We start from the raw sequence: 24,925 nt of genomic DNA on the forward strand, positions 1-24,925 counted from the left end.
ATAGATACAACTATGTTTCTATCTTGGTTGCGAGCCGAGCATTGGCACTTATGCCGTCGAAGAAAAATTTGACGACGTATTTGTCGAATCGGCTGAAATCTTCAATTTCAAGCAAGTTGCCTAACCCTACGGCTCTGAATTTATCTAGAACATCGCGAAATTCGAGCCGACTATCGGAAAGATTTATTATCCCAGACAGATGTATCTTCCTCGATATCATTCTCGGTAAACCGTACTCTTCGAGGTGGTAAACAGTAGAAGGAAGAAAGGCATGACTTAGTTTTCCAATAAAACCGCCAACATCGACGGATGGGCTGACGATTATTTTATGCAATTCATTAACATCACTAAGGAGAGCCGCTAATTTGAAGGTAATTTTCCGCTCAATCTGGAAAAATTTCTCTATATCAATGCCGTGCGTGGATAAATTTGCAAGGATGTGAGGAATGGCGCGGTCCCAGTTATATGACAGTGCCTTTGTTACTAGGACAATATTCGTGTATGTAGTATCCCAGCCAGACGCTTTGAGTTGGACTACTTGGTACAACATATTATTCCAGTCATCCGGATTATTTGAATTAAGGTAGCCAAAACCGCGCCAATCTTGGGGATTAGCCTTCATATTTTTTGCTAACTTCAGAAGAAAGTCGGAGTCGCTATCCTGCAGTGTATTACTGTTTTTCAATTTTGAAAAATTGTCAGACCCAATTATGTTTGACATTTGATTTTTGTATTCGATAACACGTTCGACTTGTTTGTCTGTTAGGCTTGCTCTATCTTGAGTTTCGTCAAGGCTACCCAAAATTTTATCTGGGAGTGAAATTTCAAGCTGTGTTTCCTCCTCCGCCGGAGGTGCATCTAAAAGGTAGATATGGCCAACAAAATGCTTGAACATACGGCCACCGCGCCCAATTATGTTCTTGTATGTGAAATCCTTAAGATTGTTCTGGCCAATTTTGCTTTTCCAAACTACAACATTCTGGGCGCATGTATTCACGCCTTCAATAATTGATGAGGTCGATACTATAGTATCGAAACCTTTTTCAAGCTCAAAAAGGTGCACCTGAAGTTGACTTAAGCAGCGATGCATTCGCCCATTGTGGACACCGATCCCTCGCTCTGCGAGTTCAGCTACCGACCAGTTTTGCTGATAGTTAACGCGCAACCAGTGAGCAAAATGTCTTGTGTGCGGTCTGTCGACCTTGGTCATATGTTTGATAGCAATGCCGGATATCGTATTTATTTCCGAATATGTGCCTGCATAAATGAGAGTCTTTTGCGCTCTGGGTGAAATTATTCCAATAAGCGCCTCGCCCTTCTTTAATGAATCGCCCTTTATGGATTTGTATAGTTCGTATTTTTCAAGAAAAACCGTATTGAAATCAAGTAATTCAATAAATTCCATTCCATTCGTAAAAATATTATCAGCCATTTTCTTTACATTTGGGGCAAGGTAGTATCTTTGTTTGGCAATTCGAGACAGTTTCATAATTGCTTTGATGAGAGACGGCGCCCGCTCCTTGTCATGCGTTATGCTTGCCTTGTAAAACTCGTCTATGACGAGGAGATCGATTTTTGATAGCCGATCCGCGTATCCAAATGCTCGTTCCTGAGGGAATATAAAAATATTACGATTTGATAAAGTGGCATCCGGCGAGGTGATTATGTTATAATCATGCGAAAATTTTTTATAAAGACGACGACGTGTCTCGTCCATTAATGCAATTGTTGGAACTATGATAACAACAGTTGATGGACGTTTTGCTGCGATAAAAGCATCAATAATGAAGCTTTTGCCAAAACTTGTAGGTGCACTTACTGCAATGCTGTTCCCATCAAGCAATTTTGATAGAACAGATGATTGCTCACGGTGAAGAGTTGCCAATCTATCTCCAACATCGACAGCAAATGCTTTGTGGACGAACTTCTGATCCCAGGTTGCTGTCTCAAGTTGTAGATACGGAAAAAGGCCGGTCGATCTGATTAGTTGGTTCAGCACTTGTGGGTAAGGCTCTTTTTCTTTGACAACGTAGTCCAATAATTTGATGAGCATGCTTCGTGCCGCGAGATCATTTTTTGCATTAATCAAGTCGTTTATTTCAGAGCAAGTAGCGAAAACGTCCATCATGCCGCTCCTTTGTAGAATTCAACGGCATTGAGAAAAGTGTCGACGATGAATTTTTTGTTTGGCACGGGGAATAAAATCATGTGAAAATTTATTTTGTCATACAGATATAGAGTGGACGACTTTGTTACTTGTTTCTCAAAGTATGAGCCTGCTCTTTCTATATGCTGGGCGACTATCGCTTTTTTATAGGATGGAGAAAGATCGGAACAGGCGGCCGTCTCCGTGCATTGATGTATTATTAATATTGGAACATGAATCCTTGGTTTTATCTTATCTATTGATACCTGGTTGCTGAGGGCATCTTTGATTTTTCCGCGAAGAACTGGGGGTATGTCTATATAGTCAATGTCGGAGACGTTGGTTATTATAGAATTTTCCTTTTTTAACTTGTCGGTACCGAGGCTTGTATATACAGACTGCACGACGGCATCCAGGCGGGCATCTGCTATCGATTTGTAGAATTTAGCCTCTCCGAACCATAGCGTGAAATCGGTTCGGGTTGCATTGAGGACAATATGTACACTATCTGCGCCTTTTGCGTTATCTTGATTATTTTGTTTATAGAAAATTTTTGGAACTACTGGAAGCGCGTTGTAATGATTTTTCATCAGTCCATAAAGGAATACTTCCGCAATTTCGCTGCCTTGCCCAATTTCGTCTTTATCTGTAAGCCGTAGATTTCGAGCCGCTGCTACTAGGCTTGTATGGCTTTGATCGTGCAGGGCCGCTCTCTCTCGTTCTGATAAAGCTGTTTGAGCGATGTTGTCCCAAAGATAATTTTGGAATCTTTTATATCTCCACTCTCCGTCTTCGAAGTCGTTTGCAAGGCTTAGTATGCGCTTGTTCAAAAGACTCTGAAGCTGAGAGATCGTCGTGATTTTTGCTAGTGATTCATCAATAAATGTGTCGAATGCGACGCTGGCCATAGGGATAAAGATCGCTATTTTTGTATCAAATGATATATTGCTGCGCTTTGCGTGCGGGCGTTTAGCTTACACTGGGCGGCGCGTTCTGCAACGAGTGGTCAGATGGAATCTGCCAGAATCAAAATTTGCAAGCTTATACGATCAAATTGCAGAGATCGATGCAAAAATCGAGCGTATTTTGACCTTTAATTGTGGTTTTGCGCGAATTGTCGGTAATATAAACGTTTAATTTTTGGTGTATATTGCAGATTTATATTCTTAATTTATGTGTTTTATTTAATTTAGTGTCTGGCCTTTTTCAAAATATGTTGCTTTTTATTTTAATATACTGACCTGTCCGCTTTTAGCGAGAACATAGAAGGAACGACCTTGACAGATTAGACAAAAAATCCTACAACCCCTGCCACTCGCCTCCCGGACCAACCGGGGGAGCTTTTCCGGTGACCGGCCGGCGAGGCTCGATGGGAGGTGGGGCGGTTCCCGCGTCGGTGGCCCGGTCGCCATCGCCTCGGGCGCTGTGCGCGACACAACGCCGTCTCGGGATGGGGCCATAGGCCGGTCTCGGGTTGGCGCCCAGGAACAACCGGAGCCGGGCCCAATACGAGGTCCGGTGCGGACGAGTCCGCCCATAGCCGTCTGCCGAGGTACCCTCTCCCCTCGCGGGGAGGCGGGCCGAGGGGTCCACAGCGCCTAGATCCGGGGTCGATGCCGGTGGAGAGACCGTGACGCCAAAACGGAGGGACGGCTTCTCGTGATAAGGAAGCGGCCCCTCCGCGGGACGCCGGGAAACCGGCAAAGTCTCAAACAATCATCCGGAGGTTTCGCGGCGTCCCGCGTCCCCCTCGGGGTTTGTGACCGATGCGTACCCCGCCGGCCGATCGGCCAGCCGTCCTCCGGGCCTCGAGGCCGCGGGGGGACACGTGTTGTGCGGGTGCGCTTCGACCCGTGAGGGCGTGGGTGGGCCGACGGTGCCGAGCGCGGCGTCTCATGCCCAATCCGTTTGATCCCTTCGGGATGGCGGATTTGGGCTTCGGCGGGATCCCATCACGCTCGCGCGATGGGGTACCCTCCTCAGGCGCCGCGCGGGCTGGCTGATCCGGTCCCCGCTTGGATCGAGCGGAAACCGGATCAGGCCACGCCGGTGCGCAGCAGGTCGTGGTAGTGCACGAGGCCGACGGGGCGGCCCTGGTCCACCACCACGAGGGCGGTGATCTTCATCGCCTCCTGGATCTGCAGCGCCTTGGCGAGCAGGGTCTCGGGGGTGATCGTGCGGGGGTTCTTCGTCATCACCGCCTCGACCGGCAGGCGGTCCAGCCCCTCGCGGGAGAAGACGGCGCGGCGCACGTCGCCGTCGGTGAGGATGCCGGCGAGCGCGCCGTCGGCATCGACCACGAGGACCGAGCCGAACCCCTTGGCGTCGATCTCGGCCACGGCGGCCCGCATCGCGGTGCCGATGGCGACCACGGGGAGGTGCGCCCCGCCATGCATGACCTCGCGCACCTGCCGCAGCGAGGCACCGAGCCGGCCGCCGGGATGGAACACGGAGAAGTCGCGGGCGGAGAAGCCGCGGGCCTCCAGCAGCGCCACGGCGAGCGCGTCGCCGAGCGCGAGCTGCATCGCCGTCGAGGTGGTCGGCGCGAGCCCGTTCGGGCAGGCCTCCTTGGCCTTCGGAAGCGCGAGGCAGGTGTCGGCCTCGCGCCCCAGCGTCGAGGCGGCGTTGGAGGTGATCGCCACGAGGCCGACGCGGTAGCGCCGTGTGTAGCCGATGATGTCGGCCAGTTCCGTGGTCTCGCCCGACCACGACAGCGCCAGCACCACGTCGTCGGGCTGGATCATGCCGAGATCGCCGTGGCTCGCCTCGGCCGGGTGGACGTAGAGCGCCGGGGTGCCGGTGGAGGCGAAGGTCGCCGCGATCTTGCGGGCGACGTGGCCGGACTTGCCCATGCCGGTGCAGATCACCCGGCCGCGGGCCGCGCCGATGCGCTCGACGGCCTGCGCGAACGGCGCGCCGAGGCCGTTGTCGATCGCCGCCATCAGGCAGGCCAGGCCCTCGCGCTCGGTCTCGATGGTGCGCAGGGCCGAGGCGATGGCGGGCGGGCGCGCCGCCCCGTCCGTCCGGTTCCGGTCCTCGATCCGCTGTGCCAGGGCCATGACGCTGTCGTTTCCGTCTCGAAGCCCGGCGCCGGGCTCTCGCGATTCCTTGCGCGCCCTCTTCACCCGCGACTGTGGCCGCAAGGGGGCTGCGAAGGGGGCTGCGAAGGGGGCTGGCCACAGCGGGACAGGGCCCGCGGCGCCCCGCAACGGCACGTTAACCATGCCCGGTGTAGCCCCGTTAACCATGGGGCGCCGGCCGGACACGGAACGCCGCCCCGTCCACGGGCCGCCGGCCGTATCCAGGGAAAGAGCCTGCCGGTGTCACGCGAGCGGCCGAACGGGGACAAGCACGGGGGGCGCCGCGGGGCGCTCGCTCTGGCGCTGCTCCCCGCCCTGCTCGGGGCCGTTCCCGGCGCCCCTGCCCTGGCGCAGGAGACGCCCGACCCGTCGCAGGCCGAGCCTGCCCCGAGCGCGGCGTCGAACCCGCTGGCGCGCACCGCCTCCGAACCGGCGACCGCGGGCCGCCCGCGCCGCTCCGGCTTCGACGCGCCGACGGCTTTGCGCGGCGCCGGCGCCTTCTCGTCCCCCGCCCCGCTCGGCAGCGGCACGACCACGAATCAAGCGCCCTCCGCCGCCTCCGAGAGCGAGGAGCCGACGGTGGCCCGCCTGCCGCGCTTCCGCAGCGCGACGAGCCTCCCCGGCTCCGCCGCGACGCGGGGCACCCCGGCCCGGCCCTCTCTCTTGCGCCTGCGCGCGGCGCCCCCGCGCCGGCTCGGCTCGGCGGTCCGCCAGATCACCCAGACGCGCACGCAGCAGACGATCACGGATCTGCGCCTCTCGCCCGTCATCCAGACACCGGTCTCCGGCGTGCCGCTGCCGACGCCGATCCTCGGGCTCGGCCTGCCGAACGCCACCGGGCTCCTGCTCGGCACGGCGCTGCGCCAGCCGATCCCCGCCGACACCGCCTACGCGCCGCTCGGCATCCGGCTCGGCACCTTCACGCTGCTGCCGGCCTTCACGCAGAGCATCGGCTACGATTCGAACCCGGACCAGATCGGCGGCACCCGCCTGCGACCCTCCCTCACGCTCCGCAGCGAGGCGGAGCTGGCGCTGCGCAGCGAGTGGTCGGCCTCCGAACTGACCGCCGAGATGCGCGGCAGCTACCTCGAATATCCGCAGAACCCGGAAGCGAGCCGCCCCAACGCGGTGGGCACCGCGCGGATGCGCATCGACGTCGACCGCGACACCCGCGTCGATCTCGAGACCCGCTTCCTGCTCGACAGCCAGCGCCTCGGCAGCCCGGATCTCGGCGCGGGCGGGGCAACGAGCCGGCCGCTCTTTGCCAGCTACGGCGCGACCGCGGGCGTGCAGGAGAACTTCAACCGGCTGCAACTCTCGCTGCGCGGCTCGATCGACCGCTCGGTCTTCGAGGATGCGCAGCTCGGCAACGGCACCACGATCATCCAGAGCGACCGCGACGCCAACCAGTACGGCCTGCGCCTGCGCGCCGGATACGAGATCTCGCCCGCGATCACGCCCTTCGTCGAGACTTTCCTCGACACCCGTGTCTACGACACGCCGGTGGATCAGTTCGGCCTGCGCCGCGATTCCGACGGCATCGCCTTCACCGCGGGCGCGACGGTGGCGCTCAACAGCACGCTGACGGCGGAGATCTCGGGCGGTCTGCAGCACCGCTCCTACGTCGACCGCACGCTGCAGGACATCAACGCGCCGGTCATCAACGCGGCGCTCGTCTGGTCGGTCTCGCCGCTCACCACGGTGCGGTTCAACCAGCAGACCGGGGTGATCGAGACCGCGGTGCCGGGCTCCAGCGGCGCCTTCACCGACGCCGCCACCCTCGAAGTGCAGCACGACCTCTTGCGCAACCTCTCAATCACGCTGGGCGGCGCCTACCTCTCGACCAACTACGACGGCGTGCGCATCCGCGAGCGGGGGTATTCCGCCACCGCCCGGCTCGACTACCGCTTCAACCGCTGGCTCGCGTTCCGCGGCAGCTACATCTACTCGACGCTGGCCAGCACCATCCCGCTCTCGACCTACGAGGCGCACACGGTGCTGCTCGGGGTGCGCGTGAACCCTTGAGGAGAGTGTTCCTCAGCGCGCCATCGAAAGCTGCGCGCCGGATTTCGAGAGCGCACCTTCGAGACCGCCGCCGGCCTGCCGCAGACGCGCGGTGACGGTGCCGCCCGGCTGGTAGAGGTAGACCTCTCCGTCGCGGAAATCCCAGGCCGAGACCTTGGCGAGATCCTTGTTGCCGCAGCCCGCGGCCGAGGCCTTGTAGAGGTCGAGCGAAGGCGTGCTCGACAGCGACACCTTGCAGCTTCCCGCCGCATCGGTGGCGTTCCACGCGCCCACCACGGAGGAGCGGCCGGTCGCGATAACAGGCGGCGGAGCGGGCGGGGGCGGCGGCTCGATCGCCTGCGAGGGCGCCGCGGCGACGCTCGGGGGCGGCGGCTCGCCCGGCGCGGCGGAGGTGCCCGGCGGGGGCGCAAGCGGCTCGCTCGTCACCGTGCCGGCGGGCAGTGCGGGCGTGGCGGGTTCGAGCGCCGCCTGCGGCCGCGGACGCTCGCGGGGCCCCTCGAAGCGATTGGAGGCGCAGGCGCTGACGCTCGCGGCCAGCGCGAGACAGGCGGCTTTCGACAGGAACCCACGCGTCATCAAAGACCCCTCACCCCAAACACGCAACGGTCGCGCTTGCCCTCAGGGCCAAATGCGCTTGCGGCAAGGCAGGCTGCACGCCGAACTCGGGAAAAGCCGTACACGCCCAGGTTTTTGCGGCGGTGTGGCGGCCCTGCCTCAGTCGATGAGCGCCGCCCGTCGGGGGCCGAAACGACGAGAGCCGCGCCGGGGTCTGGCGCGGCTCTCGAACATCATCTCGGCGGTTGTCCCGCGGCGAGGAAATCAGACCTCGCGCTCGACCATCATCTTCTTGATCTCGGCGATGGCCTTGGCCGGGTTGAGGTTCTTCGGGCAGGTGTTGGCGCAGTTCATGATCGTGTGGCAGCGGTAGAGCCGGAACGGGTCGTGCAGCCCGTCGAGGCGCTCACCGGTGTTCTCGTCTCGGCTGTCGATCAGCCAGCGATAGGCCTGGAGCAGGGCGGCCGGACCGAGGAACTTGTCGCCGTTCCACCAGTAGCTCGGGCAGCTCGTGGTGCAGCAGGCGCACAGGATGCACTCGTAGAGGCCGTCGAGCCGGGCGCGATCCTCGGGCGTCTGCTTCCACTCCTTCTCGGGCGCGGGCGTCTCGGTCTGGAGCCACGGCTCGATCGACGCGTGCTGGGCGTAGAAGTTGGTGAGATCCGGCACGAGGTCCTTCAGGACCGGCATGTGCGGCAGCGGGTAGATCTTCACCGCCCCGTCCTTGTCCTTGCGGGTCAGGAACGGCAGGGCGTTGTCGGGGCTCTTGCACTCGTCGATGCCCATGGTGCAGGCGAGCGCGTTCTGGCCCTCGATGTTCATGGCGCAGGAGCCGCAGATGCCCTCGCGGCAGGAACGGCGGAAGACCAGCGTCGGATCGACCTTGTTCTTGATCCAGAGCAGGGCGTCGAGGACCATCGGCCCGCAATCATCGCGATCGACCTTGTAGGTGTCGATGCGCGGGTTCTTCCCGTCATCCGGGTTCCAGCGGTAGATCCGGAATGTCTGGAGGTTCTTGGCGCCGTCCGGCGCCGGCCAGGTCCGGCCTTCGGTGACCTGGGAGTTCTTGGGAAGATTGAACTGGGCCATGTCCTGTGCCTTGTCCCTGTGCCTTTGGGTGCGGCGGCCTTGCGGCGCGCTCCGAGTTTCGAAGATCCTATTGCCGGTCGAGCCAGCCGGTCATGAACCGCTCGGCCTCCGCCTTCGGAGGCTGCTTCGCGGCCGGGCCGGACAGGCGGAACTTCACGAATCGGCCGCGCAGACCGGTGAGGCAGAGTAGGCTCTCGGTGGGGCCGAGGGCCGGGTGATCGATGGTGAAGGCGCGGCAGGTGAACTTGGCGCCCGCCTCTCCCAGCAGGCGCACCGCGCCGCGATCCTCGCTGCCGCGGTAGATGCCCTGCGCCACCGCCGTCCTGACGTCGCCGGCCGCCTGCGCGAGCTGCCCGGTGACGGCAGGGGAAGACGGCCCGTCGGGGATGTTCGCCACACCGGCATCGTAGACGTAGACGTCCGCCTTCCAGCGCCCGTTCGTGTAGACGACGGAGTAGCCGAGACCCGGCGCGCGGGCCTCGTAATCCGTGCGGGGGCCGCGACTGAAGCCGGCGACTTCGGCCGGGAAGTCGAAGTCCGGTCCCCGCGCCGTTGCCGACACGATCAGCAGCAACCCCACCGCGGCGGACAGGACGGCCTGCACGAGGCGACGGGAGGCCGGGATCATCGCCCCCGCCGCTTCCCGTTCGACCGACTGCGCCGCGGGCTGCATCAGTACACCCGCGCCTTCGGCTCGATGTACTGGATGTCGTTCGACATCGTGTAGGTGTGGACCGGGCGGTAATCGATCTCGACGCCGTGCTTGGATTGGTCGAGCCACGCGAGCGTGTGCTTCATCCACTCCTTGTCGTCGCGATCGGGGAAGTCTTCGCGGGCATGCGCGCCGCGGCTTTCCTTGCGGTTGACCGCCGATTCCATGGTCACGACCGCCTGACCGATCAGGTTGTCGAACTCCAGGGTCTCGAGCAGATCGGTGTTCCACACCAGCGAACGGTCGGTGATCGCGATGTCGGCGACACCGCGCCAGACGTCGTGGATCAGGCCCTTGCCCTCCTCCAGCACCTCGCCGGTACGGAAGACGGCGCAGTTGTTCTGCATCGTCCGCTGCATCCGGTCGCGCAACTGCGCGGTCGGGGTGCCGCCGTCGGCGTAGCGGAAGCGGTCGAGGCGTGAGAGCGCCTTGTCGGCCGAGCCCTTCGGCAGTTCCGGCTGACGGGCGTCGGGCTCGACGATGTCGGCGCAGCGCAGACCCGCGGCCCGCCCGAACACCACGAGGTCGATCAGCGAGTTCGAGCCGAGGCGGTTGGCGCCGTGCACCGAGACGCAGGCCGCCTCGCCCAGCGCCATCAGGCCCGGCACCACCGTGTCGGGGTTGCCGTTCTTCAGGGTCAGCACCTCGCCGTGGAAGTTCGTCGGGATGCCGCCCATGTTGTAGTGGACCGTCGGCAGGACCGGGATCGGCTCCTTGGTCACGTCCACGCCCGCGAAGATCTTCGCGCTCTCCGAAATGCCGGGCAGGCGCTCGTGCAGGATCTTCGGGTCGAGGTGGTCGAGGTGCAGGAAGATGTGGTCGCCTTCCTTGCCGACGCCGCGGCCGTCGCGGATCTCCATCGTCATCGAGCGCGAGACCACGTCGCGGGAGGCGAGGTCCTTGGCCGAGGGGGCGTAGCGCTCCATGAAGCGCTCGCCCTCGGAGTTGGTGAGGTAGCCGCCCTCGCCGCGCGCCCCTTCCGTAATGAGGCAGCCGGCGCCGTAGATGCCGGTGGGGTGGAACTGCACGAACTCCATGTCCTGCAGTGGCAGGCCGGCGCGCAGCACCATGGCGTTGCCGTCACCGGTGCAGGTGTGGGCCGAGGTCGCCGAGAAGTAGGCGCGGCCGTAGCCGCCGGTGGCGAGGATGGTCTGCTGGGCGCGGAAGCGGTGGATCTCGCCGGTGGCCTGATCGATCGCCATCACGCCGCGGCAGCGGCCGTCCTCGTCCATGATCAGGTCGAGGGCGAAGTACTCGATGAAGAACTGGGTCTTGTTCTTCACCGCCTGCCCGTAGAGCGTGTGGAGCATGGCGTGGCCGGTGCGGTCGGCCGCGGCGCAGGTGCGTTGGGCGGTGCCCTTGCCGTAATCGGTGGTCATGCCGCCGAACGGCCGCTGGTAGATTTTTCCTTCGTCGGTCCGCGAGAACGGGACGCCCCAGTGCTCCAGCTCATACACCGCGGCCGGCGCGTTGCGGACGAGGTACTCGATCGCGTCCTGGTCGCCGAGCCAGTCCGAGCCTTTGACGGTGTCGTACATGTGCCAGCGCCAGTCGTCCGGGCCCATATTGCCGAGCGAGGCGGAGATGCCGCCCTGCGCTGCCACGGTGTGCGAGCGCGTCGGGAACACCTTGGTGATGCAGGCGGTGCGCAGGCCGGCCTGGGAGCAGCCGACCGTGGCGCGCAGGCCCGCGCCGCCGGCGCCGACGATCACCACGTCGAAGGTATGGTCGATGATGGCGTAGGCGGGGGCGCCGCCGTTGGTTCCGTTGGAGGCCATGGCGTGAATCCTTGGTTCCGGGACGACGATCAGGCGAGGCCGCCCAGGCTCACGCGGAGGATCGCGTAGAGGCAGGCGGCGGCCACCGCGACCGCGTAGAAGGTGTTGGCGATGAGCGCCGCGAACTTGAGGCCGTGGCTGTGCACGTAGTCCTCGATGACCGTCTGCATGCCCAGACGCATGTGGATCGTCACCGACACCACGGCCAGGATCAGGATGATCGCAACGAGCGGGTGCGACACCAGCGCGACGGCCTGCGGGTAGGTCCGCCCGGCCATCAGCGCGATGATGACGACGAAGGCGAGCATCAGGAGCGCGTTCGAGGCGCCGGTCAGGCGCTGCAGCCAGAAATGGCCGGCGCCGTGGCCCGATGCGCCCAGCCCCTTCACTCGGGCGCGGGGCGTGCGCATGGAGAGCGCGGTGTTCTGGCGGTTGTCGACCTGGGACATGGGCAAGCCTCAGCGAACGAGCAGGGCGACCGCCCAGATCACGACGGTCAGGATGACGGAGCCGATCAGCGTGGCGCGGGCGAGCGCCAGGCGGCGGTCACGGTCGAAGCCGTAGCCGGCATCCCAGATGAAGTGGCGGAGGCCGCCGAGCATGTGGTGCAGCAGCACCCAGGTATAGGCGAACAGGATGGCGCGCCCGGCCCACGAGCCGAAGAACCACGCCACCGTGTCGTAGGCGCGCGGACCGGAGGCGAGCGCCACCAGCCAGACCGCAACGAGGAAGGTGCCGCCGTAGAGCGCCGTGCCGGTGATGCGGTGGAACACCGACATCGCCATGGTCCAGGTCCAGCGGTAGATCTGGAGATGGGGCGAGAGCGGCTGGGCGACCGTAGGTCTGACGGTAGGGTTCATCGCGGCTCACGATCCTCGCGTCGAAGACTGGATAAATTCCAGGGAAGGGTTAGGGCGGCCGGCTCCGGCCGGCAATGCCGGTGCTGCGGTGCAGCATTGGTCAAGCTGACGATCGCGCGGATCTGTCTCACGCCAGTCTCCCGGTCAGCCTGAACCAGAAATAGGCGAGCGGGGTCGCGATCAGCAGCGAGGCGATGCCCGTGGCGAGGGTGAGTTTGGTCGCATCGGCCAGAGACAGGCGGCCGAGATCCATCGTCATGATGATCGGCGGCGCCTGATAGGGCAGGAACAGCGTCGAGTAGCCGACCACCTGCACCATCAGCACGCTCATCAGGTCGAAGCCGCTGGCCCGCGAAAACTCCTCCGCCAGTGCCGTGTAGAGGGCGGGCGCGCCGTTGGCGGTGGCGGTGAACAGGAAGCCGATCGACAGGCCGGTCAGGGTGGCGAAGTTCTTGGCGGGCGCGCCCGGCTCCAGCGGCGCGACCGAGAGCAGCGCGTGGCCGAGATCGGCCCCGAGCCCGGTCTCGTTGACCACCGCCGTCAGCCCGAACAGGGCGGCGACGTAGAAGCAGGTCCGCAGCGGGATCTCGCCGAAGCTCTGGGACGACAGGACGCCGACGCGCGGCAGCAGGCAGATCACCGCGGCCGCGAGCCCGATCCAGGCCGGCGGGATGCCGTGCCAGCCGTCGCTCAACCAAAGCGCCAGCATCACCGAGAGGATCACCGAGAGGCGCCGCTCCGCAGCCGATAACGGGGGCAGCGGCGGCAGTTCGGGCCGCGTCTCGTCGAGGCGATCGGGAAAGATCAGGATCGTGCAGGCGACGAGCAGCGCGCCCTTGACGAGGCCGAGAACCGGAGCGTGCAGAAACAGGTACGGCAGATAGCTCAGATGGATGTCGAACAGCGTCTCGGCGGTGCCGGCCATGACGAGGTTCGGCACGTTGGCCGGCAGGATCGCCGCCGAGAGCATCGGCGTGGCGACACCGAAGGCGAGCAGCGCTCCCGTCCGGCCCGGGCGCCCGGCCTCCAGCCCGAAGGCGTCGCACAGGGCGATGACCACCGGCACCATCAGGGCGATGCGCCCGAGATTGGACGGCATGACGAAGGCCAGTGCGAAGGAGAAGGCGACGAGGCCCGCGACGAATCCCGGATAGGAAGCCGGCAGCCGCGCCGCCAGCATCCGCGCGAGGCGGTCGCCCAGCCCGGTGCGGTTCATGGCGAGCCCGACCACCATGCCGCTCGTCACCAGCCAGAAGGCGGCGGAGGCAAAGCCCGAAAACACCGTCTGCGCCGGGGCGAGCTTGAGCAGCATCGCCAGCGCGAAGAACATCAGCGCGGTGACGATCTCGGCCACGAGCCCGGTCGCCCACAGCCCCATGCACAGCACGAGCAGGTCCCCGGCCGCGACGACCGTGCCTTGTGCTCCGAAAATGCTGGCGGTTGCCGCGCTCATGGGCGCGCTTCAAACGCGAATTGGAAGCGTTCGCAATTCGGCTTTCGTGGTGGGTGCCTTCGCCGCTCGCGAAGGCGGGTGCCAGTCTCACGCTCTCGTGATAGGCTTCATCACCCTTCCTCGCTCCATCCCACGCGAATGCGGGCCTGAGAGCGCCTTGTCGAATTCATCCTGTGATGCGCTTCGATCTCGTCGATCTGAACCTGTTCCGCCACGTCGTCGAGGCCGGTTCGATCACCCATGGGGCCGAGCGGGCGAACCTCGCGCTTGCTGCCGCCTCGGCGCGGGTGCGGGCGATGGAGGCGTCGCTCGGCGCGGCTCTCCTCCTGCGCGGGCGCCAGGGCGTGACGGTGACGCCCGCCGGCCGCACCCTGCTGGCGCATGCCCGCGAGATCATGGGCCAGATCGAGCGGCTGCAAGGCGATCTCTCCGTGTTCGCGGGCGGCGCGGTCGGCCAGATCCGGGTTTTGTCGAACACCAATGCGCTCACCGAATTCCTGCCCGAGGCGCTTTCCGCCTACCTCGCCCTGCACACCCGCGTCAGCGTCGATATCGAGGAGCGGACATCCGACGAGATCGTCGGCATGGTCGCCGACGGGGCGGCCGATCTCGGCATCGTCGCGGGCACCGTCGATACCGGCACGCTCCAGACCTTCCCCTTCCGCCACGACCGCTTCGTGGTGGTGGTCGCCGCCGGCCACCCGCTCGCGGGCCGCGACAGCCTCGGTTTCGCGGAGGTGCTGGAGCACGACCTCGTCGGCCTCGACCGGCCGAGCGCGCTGACCCGTTTCCTCGCGGCCAAGGCCGCCCGCATCGGCCGGCCGATGCGGCTGCGGGTGCAGTTGCGCAGCTTCGATGCGGTCTGCCGCCTCGTGGAATGCGGCGTCGGCCTCGGCATCGTGCCGGAGACCACGGCGCGGCGGGCCAAGCGCACCATGGGCATCGCGCCCGTCCCGCTGGAGGATCCCTGGGCGGCGCGCGACCTCAAGCTCTGCCTGCGGGATCTCGCAGGCCTGCCGCCCTTCGCGCAGGATTTCGTGGCGCATCTGCGTGCCGCCGAGGCGTGAGGCGCCGTCGGATCAGGTGCCGGCGAGCGTGTCGACCAAGAGCTTCACATTCAGCACCACGATGATGCCGGCGATGACCCAGGACAGCCCGTTCAGCCAGCCGGGGATTACGAGAGGGCCCATCAGCCGCCGGTCGGAGACGAAGCGCACCAGCGGGATCACCGCGAACGGCAGTTGCATCGACAGCACCACTTGGCTCAGCACGAGGAGCCGGGCCGTGCCCTGCTCGCCGTAGAGCGCGGTGACGACCACGACGGGAACGATGGCGATGCCACGCGTCACCAGCCGCCGGGCGAAGGGCGGCAGGCGCAGCCGCAGGAAGCCTTCCATCACGATCTGGCCGGCGAGCGTGGCCGTCACCGTCGAGTTGAGGCCGGACGCCAGCAGCGCCACGGCGAACAGCGTCGAGGCGAGGCCGACGCCGAGGAGCGGCGAGAGCAGCTCGTAGGCCTGCTCGATCTCCTCGACATCGGTGCGCCCGCCCGCATGGAACACGGAGGCGGCCATGATCAGGATCGCGGCGTTGACGAACAAAGCGAGCATCAGCGCCACCGTCGAATCGGTGACGGCGAAGCGCAGGGCCTCGCGCCGGCCTTCATCGGTGCGGGGATAGGCGCGCGTCTGCACGATCGAGGAATGGAGGTAGAGGTTGTGCGGCATCACGGTCGCGCCGATGATGCCGATGGCGATGTAGAGCGCGGCTGGGTTGGTCACGATCTCCCGCGAGGGCACGAAGCCGCCGAGCACCGCCTGGATCGGCGGCGCGGCCATCGCGATCTGCAGGCCGAAGCAGACGAAGATGATTGTCAGGAGGCCGATCACGAAGGCCTCCAGCGCTCGAAAGCCCCGGCGCAGCAGCAGCAGCACCACGAACACGTCGAGGGCCGTGATGATCGCGCCCAGCGTCAGCGGGATGCCGAACAGGAGCTTGAGGGCGATGGCCGTGCCGATCACCTCGGCGAGGTCGCAGGCGATGATCGCCGCCTCGCAGATCAGCCACAGGGCGATGGAGACGGGCCGGGAGGTCCGCTCGCGGCAGGCCTGGGCGAGGTCGAGGCCGGTGGCGATGCCGAGCCGCGCGGCCAGCGCCTGCAGCACGATCGCCATCAGGTTCGAGAGCAGGATGACGGAGAGCAGCGTGTAGCCGAACTGGGCGCCGCCGGCGATGTCGGTGGCCCAGTTGCCCGGGTCCATGTAGCCGACCGAGATCATGTAGCCCGGCCCGATGAAGGCGAAGAGACGCCAGAGCCAGGAGCCGCCCGCCCGCACCGGCACGCTGCCGTTGAGCGCGCCGAGGCTCGGTTCCGCAGGGGCTTGCCCGGGCGGTGCCGGCCGAACCTGATCCATCACCGCTTCCATTCGCATCGGGGGCCTGTGTCCCCTGCCCCTCGCTCCGACGGAGCGGGCCGGCAGGAGAGCCGTGCGCGCCATCAGTGTCCGCACGCACGGCATAGCCTTATAGCCTCAGCTATAAAGCTGTGCCGAAGCTGAGATCAAGGGCCTTCCAGCCGGGTTCCCGGCCGTGGGGCGCATAGGTTAAACACGTCGGCACGGTACCTACGAGACACCGGGCGGATCGATCGCGCTTGCCGTCGCATCTGCCGCGGCGCGATCCGTGCGCCGGGTGTTTCGCGAAGCCGTTTGACGACCCTACGAGGCGTGCGCCAATCAGGCCGCGCCCGAAATGGAGGAGCCCGCCGCCTCATGCAGGACGCATCGCGAGATATGGGGCGAGAGATGGGGCAGAAGCCGGCACCCGAGGCGCACCCGGCGGGGGCGGATGCGCCGCTCGTCGATGCGGAGGTCCATGTCGAGAGCTTCCGTCAGGCCCGCGAGGCGCGCCGTCTCGAACTCGTCGAGGATTACGTCGAGCTGATCGCCGACCTGATCGGCGATGGCGGCGAGGCCCGGCAGGTCGATATCGCCGCCCGCCTCGGCGTGGCCCAGCCGACGGTCGCCAAGATGCTCAAGCGGCTCGCCGAGGACGGCCTCGTGCAGCAGCGACCCTATCGCGGCGTGTTCCTTACCCCGGCGGGGCAGGCTTTGGCCGAGCAGTCGCGGGAACGCCACCGCATCGTCGAGCGCTTCCTGCGCGCCGTGGGCGTCAGTGCCGAGACGGCGCGGCGCGACGCGGAGGGGATCGAGCACCATGTCAGCGCCGAGACGCTGGAAGCGTTCCGCCGCTTCGCCGACGCGAAGCTGTAAGCTTCGATCCTGACCGCGCCGCGCGCGTCCCACCCTCCCTCTCGACGTGCTTCCGAGGACCCGATCCGATGGACCAGACCCAGCAACTGACGGCGCTCGCCGCTGTCAGCGCCCGGCACGACGCGGCGGTAACGAACCTCGCCGAAGGGCTCGCCGAACTCGGCGCCAAGCAGGTGGCCCACCAGATGGCGGTGGGCTTCCTGGCCAGCGTGCTGCGTTCGATCGATTCCGATCACTACGACGAGCGCCTCGAAGGCTACCTCGCCATGCTGCGCGACGTGCTGTTCCGCGACGATCCGGATGCGGTGCTCGCAACGACCGTTCTGGAGACGATCGAGCGCTCCTTACGTCCCGCGCAGGATCAGGAAGAGACCTGAGGTCGCCGCCCCGCAGCCTGTGAACGTGAACATTGCCCCGCGTCGCGCCTTGGTCGCTGCCGCAGGGCATGGCACCATGCCCGCATGGCTGACCGGAACGACCATCCCTACTCCATCGATGTGAGGCCCTGCTGGCGGCGTCCGGGCCGCTTCGTCTGCTCCATCGTCGAGAGGGGGGAGCCACGGCGCTACGCCGCCCAGAGCTACGCGACCTTCGACGAGGCCCGCCGCGCCGCTCAGACACGGCTTCGCCAACTCGTCTTCGAATGGCAGCTCGTCGGCTCCTGACCGGCTCTCCTCGGAAGGTGGGCCGTGGGCATTGCCGCCCTCCGCTTCGGCGCTACTCGGCGTCGGCGGTCTGCGCGTACTGAACCAGGGCGGCCATCTGCGCCGGCGCCCGAAACACCCGTCCGTCGCTGGTCTCCACGTAGACCTCCGAGGCGCCCATGCTCGCAAAGGTCATGGCCCGCTCGGCGGCCCTCGCCCCGAGGGCGTGCGGTTCCATGGAAGGACCCGAAGGGGCGGTCCAGTGAACGGTATAGCGCATGACGTTCTCCTGTTCGGTGCACGAAGATAGGGCCGCCGCTCCTGGATCGCGAGCCGTCCCGAAGTCGAACGTGTCGCGGACCGGAGGCTTCGCGAGGCCTCTTCGGCGATCGTGATGTCGGGGGCATCACCGCTGCCCGGCGAGCGGTATATCGAGTCCGGCCGATCAAATCTGCACCATAGTGCCGAAGAGATGGTTCCTTGAGGCTTGCTGCGCGTTCTCCGGCTTGAAGCGCTTCGCGCTGCGAACGGGAGAACGTCATGAGGAAGCCGGAGAAGCCGGGTGCAGACGCCGACAAGACGCACAAGGGCGGCGCACTCGGAAACATCGACGAGCAGACGGGTCACCCCGGCAAAGGCACGTCCGGGGCGACGCTCAAGCCCGAGGACAACCCCGATCCCTCGAAGGATTTCAAGCCGGAGACACCGGACGACCGGAAGTCGAAACGCTGATTGCGGAACGCACGCCTGCGGGTCTAGCGCGGTGTCGATGTCCGCAACGGCTCACGCATAGCGCGGGAAGCAAGTCATTTGTGCTCGGTTCTCTTTGAACCCTCAAGGCGGATAGCCGAAGTGAGGGCGTGAAATGCTGTGATCGCACGATTTGTGCCGGACGTTCTCTCCGTATCCTCGCTCGACGTTTCCTGATGGGATCGATGCTGTGCCACAATAGGAACGGGTTAAACGGCTTTTATCTTGAAGGCTGCCATCCCGACCCTGCCATCGGAAGACATTACTTGCAAAGCAACGGTCTTGGTGGAGGGTAAGGGCGGGCCCACGCCACTCCAAGATGGCCAAGTGAGCAAGGGATTCCGACAAATGAGGGCCGGCATCTCGCCGACCCTCCCAAGCTCATCTCGCCGTGAATCGGTCAGCGACCGCCCGCCGCACCACCGGCACCGCTGGTGCCTGTACCGGTGCCCATGCTGCCGCCGGACGTGCCGCCAGCGGCACCAGGCGCCGCCGGGGCCATGCCGGTCCCGGTCGTGCTGCCGGTCGTCGATCCCGTTGCGCGCTCCATGCTCTTGTCGGAATTGCTCTTCACGCTGCCTGGGTTGTTCATGTTGCCCTCCGCACTTCCGCCGCCGGAAGGGGTTTGGGCCAGAGCGGCTCCCGAAAAGGCGAGTGTCAGCGCTGTGGCAAGCACGATTGTCTTGGTCTGCATGGTCGTTTCCATCCCTGTTCGTCGTTGAGCAGGATCAACGCCGGGGTTGCCCGGTTCGTTCAGGCCATCGCCCGAATCGCCCCGGCGCGATGGGATCCCGCTGACGCCCAAATCCGCCATCCCGAAGGGATCAACCGGGTTCGGTATGAGATCCCCGCCAGTCAGCGAAGCGTCGGAGACTCGTCTGGCTTGAGCGGCCGCTCTTCACCCTCGGAACCACCGGTCGAAACGTGGGAGTTCAGCCGCTCCAAGTGCTCGAAGACGTGTTCGAAAGCGCGTGTCACAGCCGTTTCAAAGGACCCGTCCTGCCTGCCCTGAGCCGCTCTGACGGCACTGAGGAGTTCGTGATGCTTTTGGGTGTCGCTTGACATGGCGTTCCTCGCTTGCGGGTGGGATACGATACCGAGCCAAACCTCGGCGGCAGGCTCGGTTCCGGGGCTGTTCGATCGCCTCTGCGCCTCAGCCGGCCGGCGGAACGAGAATGTACTGACCCACGAAGGGATCGCTCTGGCTGTTCACGCCCGTGCATCCGTAGGGATGTTCGCCCGCCGCCATCGTCCTGAACTTGAGCGTTGCTTTGCCGTTCAGCTTGATGGTGTACCCCTTCTCGCTCGCGGAGTGGCCCTGGTTACCGTCCACATGCTGCACGAGGCCGTTCTCGAACTGGCCATCCATGGTCAGGGTCACGGGCTGGTCGGCTTTGTTGATCACCCGTAGCTCGGCATTCGTATTCGCGGGCAAGCGAAGCTCGGCGGGCGAGCAGACGATCTTGCCATCCTTTTTCTCCATCGTCAGTTCCATGACGGGCTGCCCGTCAGAGGCTGGCGGGGGCAGCGGCTTTCCTTCCGCATGGGCGAGGTTGGCGGACAGCATGAGGCACAGGGTGCCCAGCGTTCTTACGGCGTATCGTCTCACATCGATCTCCCTGGGAGTTGGAGGGGCAAGGCGAACGCCGACTGCCTGTTCCTGGACGTGACGCCGCAGGCTGCCCCAGGGCGGGGCAGGTTCGTGGCATCCGTCGACTGGCAGGGCACGAAGCCGGGAGGGCAACCGCGGGATTTCTGCCTATCTCACGATGAAGGCGCTGCCAGACTTGGTGCGTGCCAGGGTCCGTTTACCGCCCTCGGCGGACAGCTCAGGCCTCCGGCGCGCGTAGGCTCATCCATCTAACGCCGAGATAGGTCAGAATCGCGCTGGCTGCGGCGAACGGCATGGCCACGATCACCGCCGCCAGCGCCTCGTTGCCGATCAGCGCGGCCACTGCGTCCCGCAGGGAGATTAGAAACAGGACCAGCGCGGTGAGGACCAGCAGCAGCGCCCCGCCGAACAGTAGAACAAGCAGGGCAAGCACACGGAGGTTGCCGCGGACTTCCGTTCGCGCCAGCCGGAGCAGCTTGCCAAGGTGGGTGCCGGCCTCGCGTATCGCGACGAGGATCAGGACGGCGGTGGTGCGAGGATCTTCGTCCGGCTGACCTTTTTGACTGGTCTGTTCGTTCAAGGGTGTGTCCTCACCGTTCCCCGAGCCTCTCGTCCTTCGCAGGCACGAGAGTCCGCGCGGTCCTCAAAGCGGCCCGCGGCCTACAGCTAGCGCGAAGCTTCCTTAGGGCGACATCCGCACCGGCAGCGCTCGCTACAAAGGTTCGCCGCCGGTGCGCCGCGCGACAGTCGTCGCGCATCGAGCCGCGCGAACCGGGCGCTTACCGGCCGTTCGCGTTTCGGAGCCGAGCGGCCGGCCGCGTTGCCGAGGCAGCGAGCGCCGCACTTGCCAGGCGGCCCGAGTCGCCGCACTCTCAGCTTGGCCTTACGATGACCGGGTGTATGCCGATGCATCGCCCATCGGGCCGCAGGATATGGAAAGCCCTAAAAGCATGACGATGGATGGTGCGCCCGCCGACGCCGGCGGTTCGGACGAGATGGCTTTGCTCGGATGCCGGTCCCGCCGTCTTGGCCGCCGCTCGTTTCTGGTCGGCTCGGCCGCCACCCTCGGCGCATTCGGGCTCGGCGGTTGCGTGACGTCCGACGGCACGATGCTCGCCGATGCGGCGAAGGTCTACGGGCCGATGCCGGACGAGAAATTCCCGATCCCGGCGGTCGATATCAGCAAGGTCAATCCGAAGTATTATCGCCGGACGGTTCGCTACGAAACCAAGGAAGCGGCCGGGACGATCATCGTCGACCCGCGCAACTACTACGTCTACCGCGTCGAGGGCGACGGTTCCGCCACCCGCTACGGCGCCAATGTTGGACGCGAGGGGTTCTTGTGGAGCGGCGACGCGTATGTCGGTCGCAAGTCCGAATGGGCCACTTGGACGCCGCCTAAAGAGATGATCCGGCGCCAGCCCGAGGCCGCTCAATACGCCCGTGGGATGCCGGGCGGCCTCGACAACCCGCTCGGTGCCCGCACCCTGCACCTCTATCAGGGCGGCGCCTACACGCTCTACACGATCTACGCCAGCAGCGACCCCGAATCGATCGGAAGTGGCATCACGAGCGGCTGTGTCGGCTTGCTCAGTCAGGATATGATCCACCTCTACGCGCGAACTCCGGTGAAGACGAAAGTCGTGGTCCTGCCGGCATAGCGGCATGCATCGGCGCTGGTTGGGCTCCGATTGATTGGAAGAGACTTGGCTTATTTGTCGATCGCCTTGAAAATTGTCGCGCTACTGCTGGTTGTCGCGACGTTGCTACCCTTGATCCCGACGAACTTTGGTATCATCCGCAGCCTGGACTTTCCCCGGCTTCAGATCGCGGTTGCGCTGGCTGTCAGCAGCGTCGGGCTTCTCGCGATCTCCCGGGACGGCACGGCTCTGACTCTGGCCGTCGCCATGGTCGCAGCTCTTGCCCTGCAAGCCAGCTACATCCTGCCGTTCACGCGCGTGGCGGCGCCCCAGGCAAAGGCAGCCGGTTCGTGCCACGCGGGTGACCGTGTCAGCCTCCTCGTCCTCAACGTCCTCCAATCGAACCGCGCGTACGGTTCGGCCCTCGATCTTATCGCTGCCAAGACGCCCGATCTGGTGTTGTTGCTCGAAACCGATGCGGGATGGCACGCTGCGATGGCTCCGCTGCGCGCGCATTATCCGCATCGCGTCGAACATCCGCAGGACAATACCTACGGGCTGCTGTTCTACTCCCGCCTTCCCTTGCGCGATCCGACGATCCGCTTCCTGCTGCAGGAGGACGTTCCGTCGTTACGCACAACGGTGGTTCTGCCCAGCGGCGAGCCGGTCACGTTCTACGGGCTGCACCCACGGCCACCCCATCCGGGCCATAGCAGCGCGCCGCGCGATGCCGAGCTCGTCGTGGTCGCCCGAGAGGTCGCGAAAACCAAGGGGTCGACCATCGTCGCCGGCGACCTCAACGACGTGGCCTGGTCACACACGAATCGACTGTTCCAGAACATCAGCGGCCTTCTCGATCCCCGTCAGGGGCGCGGCCTGTTCTCGACCTTCCATGCGCAATATCCGTTTGCACGCTGGCCCCTCGACCACATCTTCTTCAGCGAGCATTTTCTCTTGAGCGACATGCAGCGCCTGAACGATGTCGGGTCCGATCATTTCCCGATCTGGGTCGATCTATGCCGGGCGCCGCAGGCACCGGCGCAACAAGACGCACCCGAAGCCTCCGAGCAGGACCATCGGGATGCCCAGAAGGCGATCGAGGCGGTGCAGTGATGGAGGGAGCAATCGACGGCGCCACCTTCGAGGGGGCCGAAGGCCAGCACGCGGGATGTCTTCAAGGCTGCGGGACCGCGCTTCCCTGAACCTTGCGTAGCGGAGCCGACACGGCGTTTTCGTTGACCCCGCAGCGCCTCAGGCAGAGGCCGGCCCGCTGCCTTGCTCGACGATTTCCAGCGCGCGCAGAACCGCCATGGCGGCCATATCGGCATCGATGCGTCCTTCGTCCGTGGCGGGCGTCGCGGCGACGGTCTCGAACACGTTTCCGCCGACGGAGCCGGTGACGACCTTGAGGCATCGCCCTTCGGGCCCGTGTGCGTCCTCCAGCAGAGCCACGAGATAGCCCGCCGCGCTCCCGTAGACGTGGATCGGCTCGTACGCCTCGACGGCGTCCGCCGTGGATGGCTCAGCTTGGCGGTCGCGGCCACCGAAGTTGGGGCGGATGATGTTCGTCATAGCCATCGCTCGTCGATGTCGGTCGCGTTGTAGTCCGCCAATGGCTGGTGCTCATCGCCTTCGGCGAAGATCGCCACGTCGTCCGAGCCGATGTCGTGCTTGGCAATGCGGTCCCAGCGCCGATGGATCATCGTGGGGCCGCCCCAGATCCGGAAGGCGTTCCAGTAGCGGTCGTCCTTGAAGCCGATGTAGTGGATGCAGCGGGCAGCGAGCATTCCGCAACCTACGTTCGGGGATCAGGCGATGCGAGCGGTTCTTGTCCCCGCCACCCCGGCTGCGACGAAGAGGACGCTTCGCGGGTCGCGTTGCCGCCTCAACCTTGCTCCAGACGCACCTCGCCCAAGCCGGGCCGAGGGGGAAAGCATGTTCGGGGCCGAGGTTTTTGTCGTGCTTGCAGGTGTTGTCGGCGCGATCGCATTCATGGTGGCCGGGCGACCGGCTTCCGATCGCTTCCTGCCCTGGTGAGGCGGCGCTCCCCGACGGATCAGCCTTAACGGATAGCTAACCACATCCGAACAGGGCGCGGAAACCATCGCGGACAAAGGCGTTAGCCGGACACGTCGATCCCGCCACATTCACGAGCATCCGCGATGACTCTCACCGTCTTCGATCCGATCAGCGGCCAGATGGTCACGATTCGCATGCCCGCGCCGCAGCCGCGCTGATCCCGCCATTCTCGTCCCCGCCCGAGCCACGACGATGATCGGTCTCCCTCTGTACCGCCTGCTCGTTGCGGTCGTTCTCGTGCTGTCGAGTGCGGCGGCGACGACACGCCTCGGTCACGCCGAACCGAAGACGGCCTGCGAAACGGGAGCGCAGGCCGGTGCCTGCCCCGATCCGGCCGAGCCGGGTGCGCCTTCGAAGCTTCGCTCCTCGAAGCCGCCCGCATCCTCCGGAGCGCCCGCACGATAGAGCATCGTCCTGGATATCGGATCCAAGACGATGCTCTCGCCTTTTGTTTTTGCATCCTCATCTTCCGAAAGCCGGCAACCACCTTTCGGGATGATGCTCCAGCCGGCCGCCGTTCCATTGATGTGGGGCGGCGTGCTCACCGGCGGTCGCGATCTCGGGCTCGACGAGAGCCGTATCCGACCTGATGGCATCAGGCCGGCGTCTCTCGGTCTTTGTTGTCGCGCGCATTCTTTCGACGAACCTGTGGCCACTTCGTCGGAATGTCCTCCAAGAGCGTCTGGTGCGTCGTCGGTCACTTCCCCCCGCGACGGGCCGCGAACTCCCAGATCGGCAGGCCGGTCGGTACGCCGGGCGTGTTGCGGTAGCCGCTCACATTGCCGAACAGAATCCGGCTCGGCTCGATGCCGATCGCCTTGTGTCCTCCCGTGATCATCACCCCGCACCAATCGACGCGCAGCGTACCGTGCTCGGGATGGACGCCGAAAATCTGCGGCGCGGTCCAGCCCAGGCGCACGGCCTCGGCGCCGAAGCGCTCGATGAAGTCGGTGCAGGCCTCGTGAATGTTCGCCCAGGCCGTGGTGCCGAGATGCCGGCAGGGTGGTGCAGTCGGACGGAGTGCGCCGAAGGCTTTGCGCCATTCGGCTGCTTGGGGCGGGAGCGGGTCGGGCGCAAGTTCGGGAAGGAGCATCGGTGCTGCCGGCTGCGACGGGGCCGGCCGACATAGATTCCGTTGCTTACCTCAGCCTTGCCGATCGCAGGCGAAAAGAGCTGCACCCGCCCTGCACGCACAGAGTACGGCCCATGCCGGCACCGAAGGTTTCGAGG

27 protein-coding genes are annotated in these 24,925 nt (G+C 64.6%); 8 read left to right on the forward strand and 19 right to left on the reverse strand.

Annotated features, from left to right (window positions below):
- Positions 1–10: 10 nt before the first annotated feature.
- The 3 genes from J2W78_RS10925 to J2W78_RS10935 form a co-directional block, all read right to left on the reverse strand.
- The gene (locus J2W78_RS10925) at positions 11–2,128 is read right to left on the reverse strand and encodes a DEAD/DEAH box helicase (protein WP_253370520.1); all 2,118 of its coding nucleotides are present in this window, start codon (positions 2,126–2,128) and stop codon (positions 11–13) included.
- Positions 2,125–3,054 (reverse strand): HamA C-terminal domain-containing protein, encoded by a 930-nt coding sequence (locus tag J2W78_RS10930; RefSeq protein ID WP_253370522.1) that lies wholly within the window; start codon positions 3,052–3,054, stop codon positions 2,125–2,127. Before J2W78_RS10930 ends, J2W78_RS10925 begins: the two co-directional genes overlap by 4 nt.
- Positions 3,055–4,182: 1,128 nt before the next feature.
- Entirely contained in the window at positions 4,183–5,205 is a 1,023-nt protein-coding gene (locus tag J2W78_RS10935; protein ID WP_253370524.1) for a KpsF/GutQ family sugar-phosphate isomerase, read from the reverse strand.
- 261 nt (positions 5,206–5,466) lie between these two features.
- Between J2W78_RS10935 and J2W78_RS10940 the strand changes: the two genes are divergently transcribed.
- The gene (locus tag J2W78_RS10940) at positions 5,467–7,251 is read left to right on the forward strand and encodes an outer membrane beta-barrel protein (protein WP_253370526.1); all 1,785 of its coding nucleotides are present in this window, start codon (positions 5,467–5,469) and stop codon (positions 7,249–7,251) included.
- Between the two features lie 12 nt (positions 7,252–7,263).
- Here J2W78_RS10940 and J2W78_RS10945 read toward each other — a convergent pair whose 3' ends face one another.
- The 7 genes from J2W78_RS10945 to J2W78_RS10975 all read right to left on the reverse strand — a co-directional run bounded on the left by J2W78_RS10945 (position 7,264) and on the right by J2W78_RS10975 (position 13,698).
- Positions 7,264–7,827, reverse strand: coding sequence for an AprI/Inh family metalloprotease inhibitor (locus J2W78_RS10945; protein WP_253370528.1), 564 nt, complete (start codon positions 7,825–7,827; stop codon positions 7,264–7,266).
- A 243-nt stretch (positions 7,828–8,070) separates the two neighbouring features.
- Positions 8,071–8,895: a succinate dehydrogenase iron-sulfur subunit gene (locus J2W78_RS10950; RefSeq protein WP_253370530.1), complete on the reverse strand. Its 825-nt coding sequence runs from the start codon at positions 8,893–8,895 to the stop codon at positions 8,071–8,073.
- Between the two features lie 67 nt (positions 8,896–8,962).
- Complete coding sequence (locus tag J2W78_RS10955; protein WP_367399418.1) at positions 8,963–9,523, reverse strand: hypothetical protein; 561 nt, start codon at positions 9,521–9,523, stop codon at positions 8,963–8,965.
- Between the two features lie 44 nt (positions 9,524–9,567).
- On the reverse strand, positions 9,568–11,385 hold the full coding sequence (sdhA, locus tag J2W78_RS10960; RefSeq protein WP_253370533.1) for a succinate dehydrogenase flavoprotein subunit: 1,818 nt from the start codon (positions 11,383–11,385) through the stop codon (positions 9,568–9,570).
- Positions 11,386–11,414: 29 nt separating this feature from the next.
- Positions 11,415–11,834 carry a succinate dehydrogenase, hydrophobic membrane anchor protein gene (gene sdhD, locus J2W78_RS10965; protein WP_004446649.1) on the reverse strand — a complete coding sequence of 140 codons (420 nt, stop codon included), beginning with the start codon at positions 11,832–11,834 and terminating at the stop codon, positions 11,415–11,417.
- Positions 11,835–11,843: 9 nt separating this feature from the next.
- Entirely contained in the window at positions 11,844–12,245 is a 402-nt protein-coding gene (gene sdhC, locus J2W78_RS10970; protein WP_253370535.1) for a succinate dehydrogenase, cytochrome b556 subunit, read from the reverse strand.
- A gap of 127 nt (positions 12,246–12,372) precedes the next feature.
- Positions 12,373–13,698 (reverse strand): SLC13 family permease, encoded by a 1,326-nt coding sequence (locus J2W78_RS10975; RefSeq protein WP_253370537.1) that lies wholly within the window; start codon positions 13,696–13,698, stop codon positions 12,373–12,375.
- Between the two features lie 176 nt (positions 13,699–13,874).
- On the opposite strand from J2W78_RS10975, the gene J2W78_RS10980 reads away from it, so the two are divergent.
- Positions 13,875–14,765, forward strand: a complete 891-nt coding sequence (locus J2W78_RS10980; RefSeq protein ID WP_253370539.1) for a LysR family transcriptional regulator — start codon at positions 13,875–13,877, stop codon at positions 14,763–14,765.
- A 12-nt stretch (positions 14,766–14,777) separates the two neighbouring features.
- Here J2W78_RS10980 and J2W78_RS10985 read toward each other — a convergent pair whose 3' ends face one another.
- Entirely contained in the window at positions 14,778–16,112 is a 1,335-nt protein-coding gene (locus tag J2W78_RS10985) for an Nramp family divalent metal transporter (RefSeq protein ID WP_253370541.1), read from the reverse strand.
- Positions 16,113–16,502: 390 nt separating this feature from the next.
- Between J2W78_RS10985 and mntR the strand changes: the two genes are divergently transcribed.
- The 3 genes from mntR (at position 16,503) to J2W78_RS11000 (ending at position 17,635) form a co-directional block, all read left to right on the forward strand.
- Positions 16,503–16,970, forward strand: a complete 468-nt coding sequence (gene mntR / locus J2W78_RS10990) for a manganese-binding transcriptional regulator MntR (protein ID WP_253374019.1) — start codon at positions 16,503–16,505, stop codon at positions 16,968–16,970.
- 68 nt (positions 16,971–17,038) lie between these two features.
- Entirely contained in the window at positions 17,039–17,347 is a 309-nt protein-coding gene (locus tag J2W78_RS10995; RefSeq protein WP_253370543.1) for a hypothetical protein, read from the forward strand.
- Between the two features lie 84 nt (positions 17,348–17,431).
- Complete coding sequence (locus J2W78_RS11000; protein WP_253370545.1) at positions 17,432–17,635, forward strand: hypothetical protein; 204 nt, start codon at positions 17,432–17,434, stop codon at positions 17,633–17,635.
- A 52-nt stretch (positions 17,636–17,687) separates the two neighbouring features.
- On the opposite strand, the gene J2W78_RS11005 is transcribed toward J2W78_RS11000, so the two are convergent.
- A complete protein-coding gene (locus tag J2W78_RS11005; RefSeq protein ID WP_253370547.1) occupies positions 17,688–17,894 on the reverse strand; it encodes a hypothetical protein in 207 nt (68 codons plus the stop codon).
- 260 nt (positions 17,895–18,154) lie between these two features.
- On the opposite strand from J2W78_RS11005, the gene J2W78_RS11010 reads away from it, so the two are divergent.
- Complete coding sequence (locus tag J2W78_RS11010) at positions 18,155–18,346, forward strand: hypothetical protein (protein WP_253370549.1); 192 nt, start codon at positions 18,155–18,157, stop codon at positions 18,344–18,346.
- A 418-nt stretch (positions 18,347–18,764) separates the two neighbouring features.
- Here the strand turns inward: J2W78_RS11010 and J2W78_RS11015 are convergent, their stop codons facing one another.
- The 3 genes from J2W78_RS11015 to J2W78_RS11030 all read right to left on the reverse strand — a co-directional run bounded on the left by J2W78_RS11015 (position 18,765) and on the right by J2W78_RS11030 (position 20,556).
- On the reverse strand, positions 18,765–19,058 hold the full coding sequence (locus J2W78_RS11015; RefSeq protein WP_253370551.1) for a hypothetical protein: 294 nt from the start codon (positions 19,056–19,058) through the stop codon (positions 18,765–18,767).
- 459 nt (positions 19,059–19,517) lie between these two features.
- Positions 19,518–19,973 (reverse strand): cupredoxin domain-containing protein, encoded by a 456-nt coding sequence (locus tag J2W78_RS11025; RefSeq protein WP_253370555.1) that lies wholly within the window; start codon positions 19,971–19,973, stop codon positions 19,518–19,520.
- 220 nt (positions 19,974–20,193) lie between these two features.
- Positions 20,194–20,556 carry a phage holin family protein gene (locus tag J2W78_RS11030; RefSeq protein ID WP_253370556.1) on the reverse strand — a complete coding sequence of 121 codons (363 nt, stop codon included), beginning with the start codon at positions 20,554–20,556 and terminating at the stop codon, positions 20,194–20,196.
- Between the two features lie 370 nt (positions 20,557–20,926).
- Here J2W78_RS11030 and J2W78_RS11035 point away from each other — a divergent pair, with 370 nt between their 5' ends.
- Both J2W78_RS11035 and J2W78_RS11040 read left to right on the forward strand, forming a co-directional pair.
- Positions 20,927–21,637 (forward strand): L,D-transpeptidase, encoded by a 711-nt coding sequence (locus J2W78_RS11035; protein ID WP_253370558.1) that lies wholly within the window; start codon positions 20,927–20,929, stop codon positions 21,635–21,637.
- Positions 21,638–21,682: 45 nt separating this feature from the next.
- Complete coding sequence (locus tag J2W78_RS11040; RefSeq protein ID WP_253370560.1) at positions 21,683–22,729, forward strand: endonuclease/exonuclease/phosphatase family protein; 1,047 nt, start codon at positions 21,683–21,685, stop codon at positions 22,727–22,729.
- A 138-nt stretch (positions 22,730–22,867) separates the two neighbouring features.
- Here J2W78_RS11040 and J2W78_RS11045 read toward each other — a convergent pair whose 3' ends face one another.
- The 4 genes from J2W78_RS11045 to J2W78_RS11060 form a co-directional block, all read right to left on the reverse strand.
- Positions 22,868–23,188: a hypothetical protein gene (locus tag J2W78_RS11045; protein ID WP_253370563.1), complete on the reverse strand. Its 321-nt coding sequence runs from the start codon at positions 23,186–23,188 to the stop codon at positions 22,868–22,870.
- Complete coding sequence (locus J2W78_RS11050; protein ID WP_253370565.1) at positions 23,185–23,403, reverse strand: hypothetical protein; 219 nt, start codon at positions 23,401–23,403, stop codon at positions 23,185–23,187. The genes J2W78_RS11045 and J2W78_RS11050 overlap by 4 nt, the downstream gene beginning before the upstream one ends.
- A 564-nt stretch (positions 23,404–23,967) precedes the next feature.
- Positions 23,968–24,240, reverse strand: coding sequence for a hypothetical protein (locus tag J2W78_RS11055; protein ID WP_253370567.1), 273 nt, complete (start codon positions 24,238–24,240; stop codon positions 23,968–23,970).
- A 152-nt stretch (positions 24,241–24,392) separates the two neighbouring features.
- Positions 24,393–24,788 (reverse strand): hypothetical protein, encoded by a 396-nt coding sequence (locus J2W78_RS11060; RefSeq protein WP_253370569.1) that lies wholly within the window; start codon positions 24,786–24,788, stop codon positions 24,393–24,395.
- Positions 24,789–24,925 lie beyond the last annotated feature (137 nt).

Source organism: Methylorubrum extorquens (assembly GCF_024169925.1).
Lineage (GTDB): Bacteria > Pseudomonadota > Alphaproteobacteria > Rhizobiales > Beijerinckiaceae > Methylobacterium > Methylobacterium extorquens_A.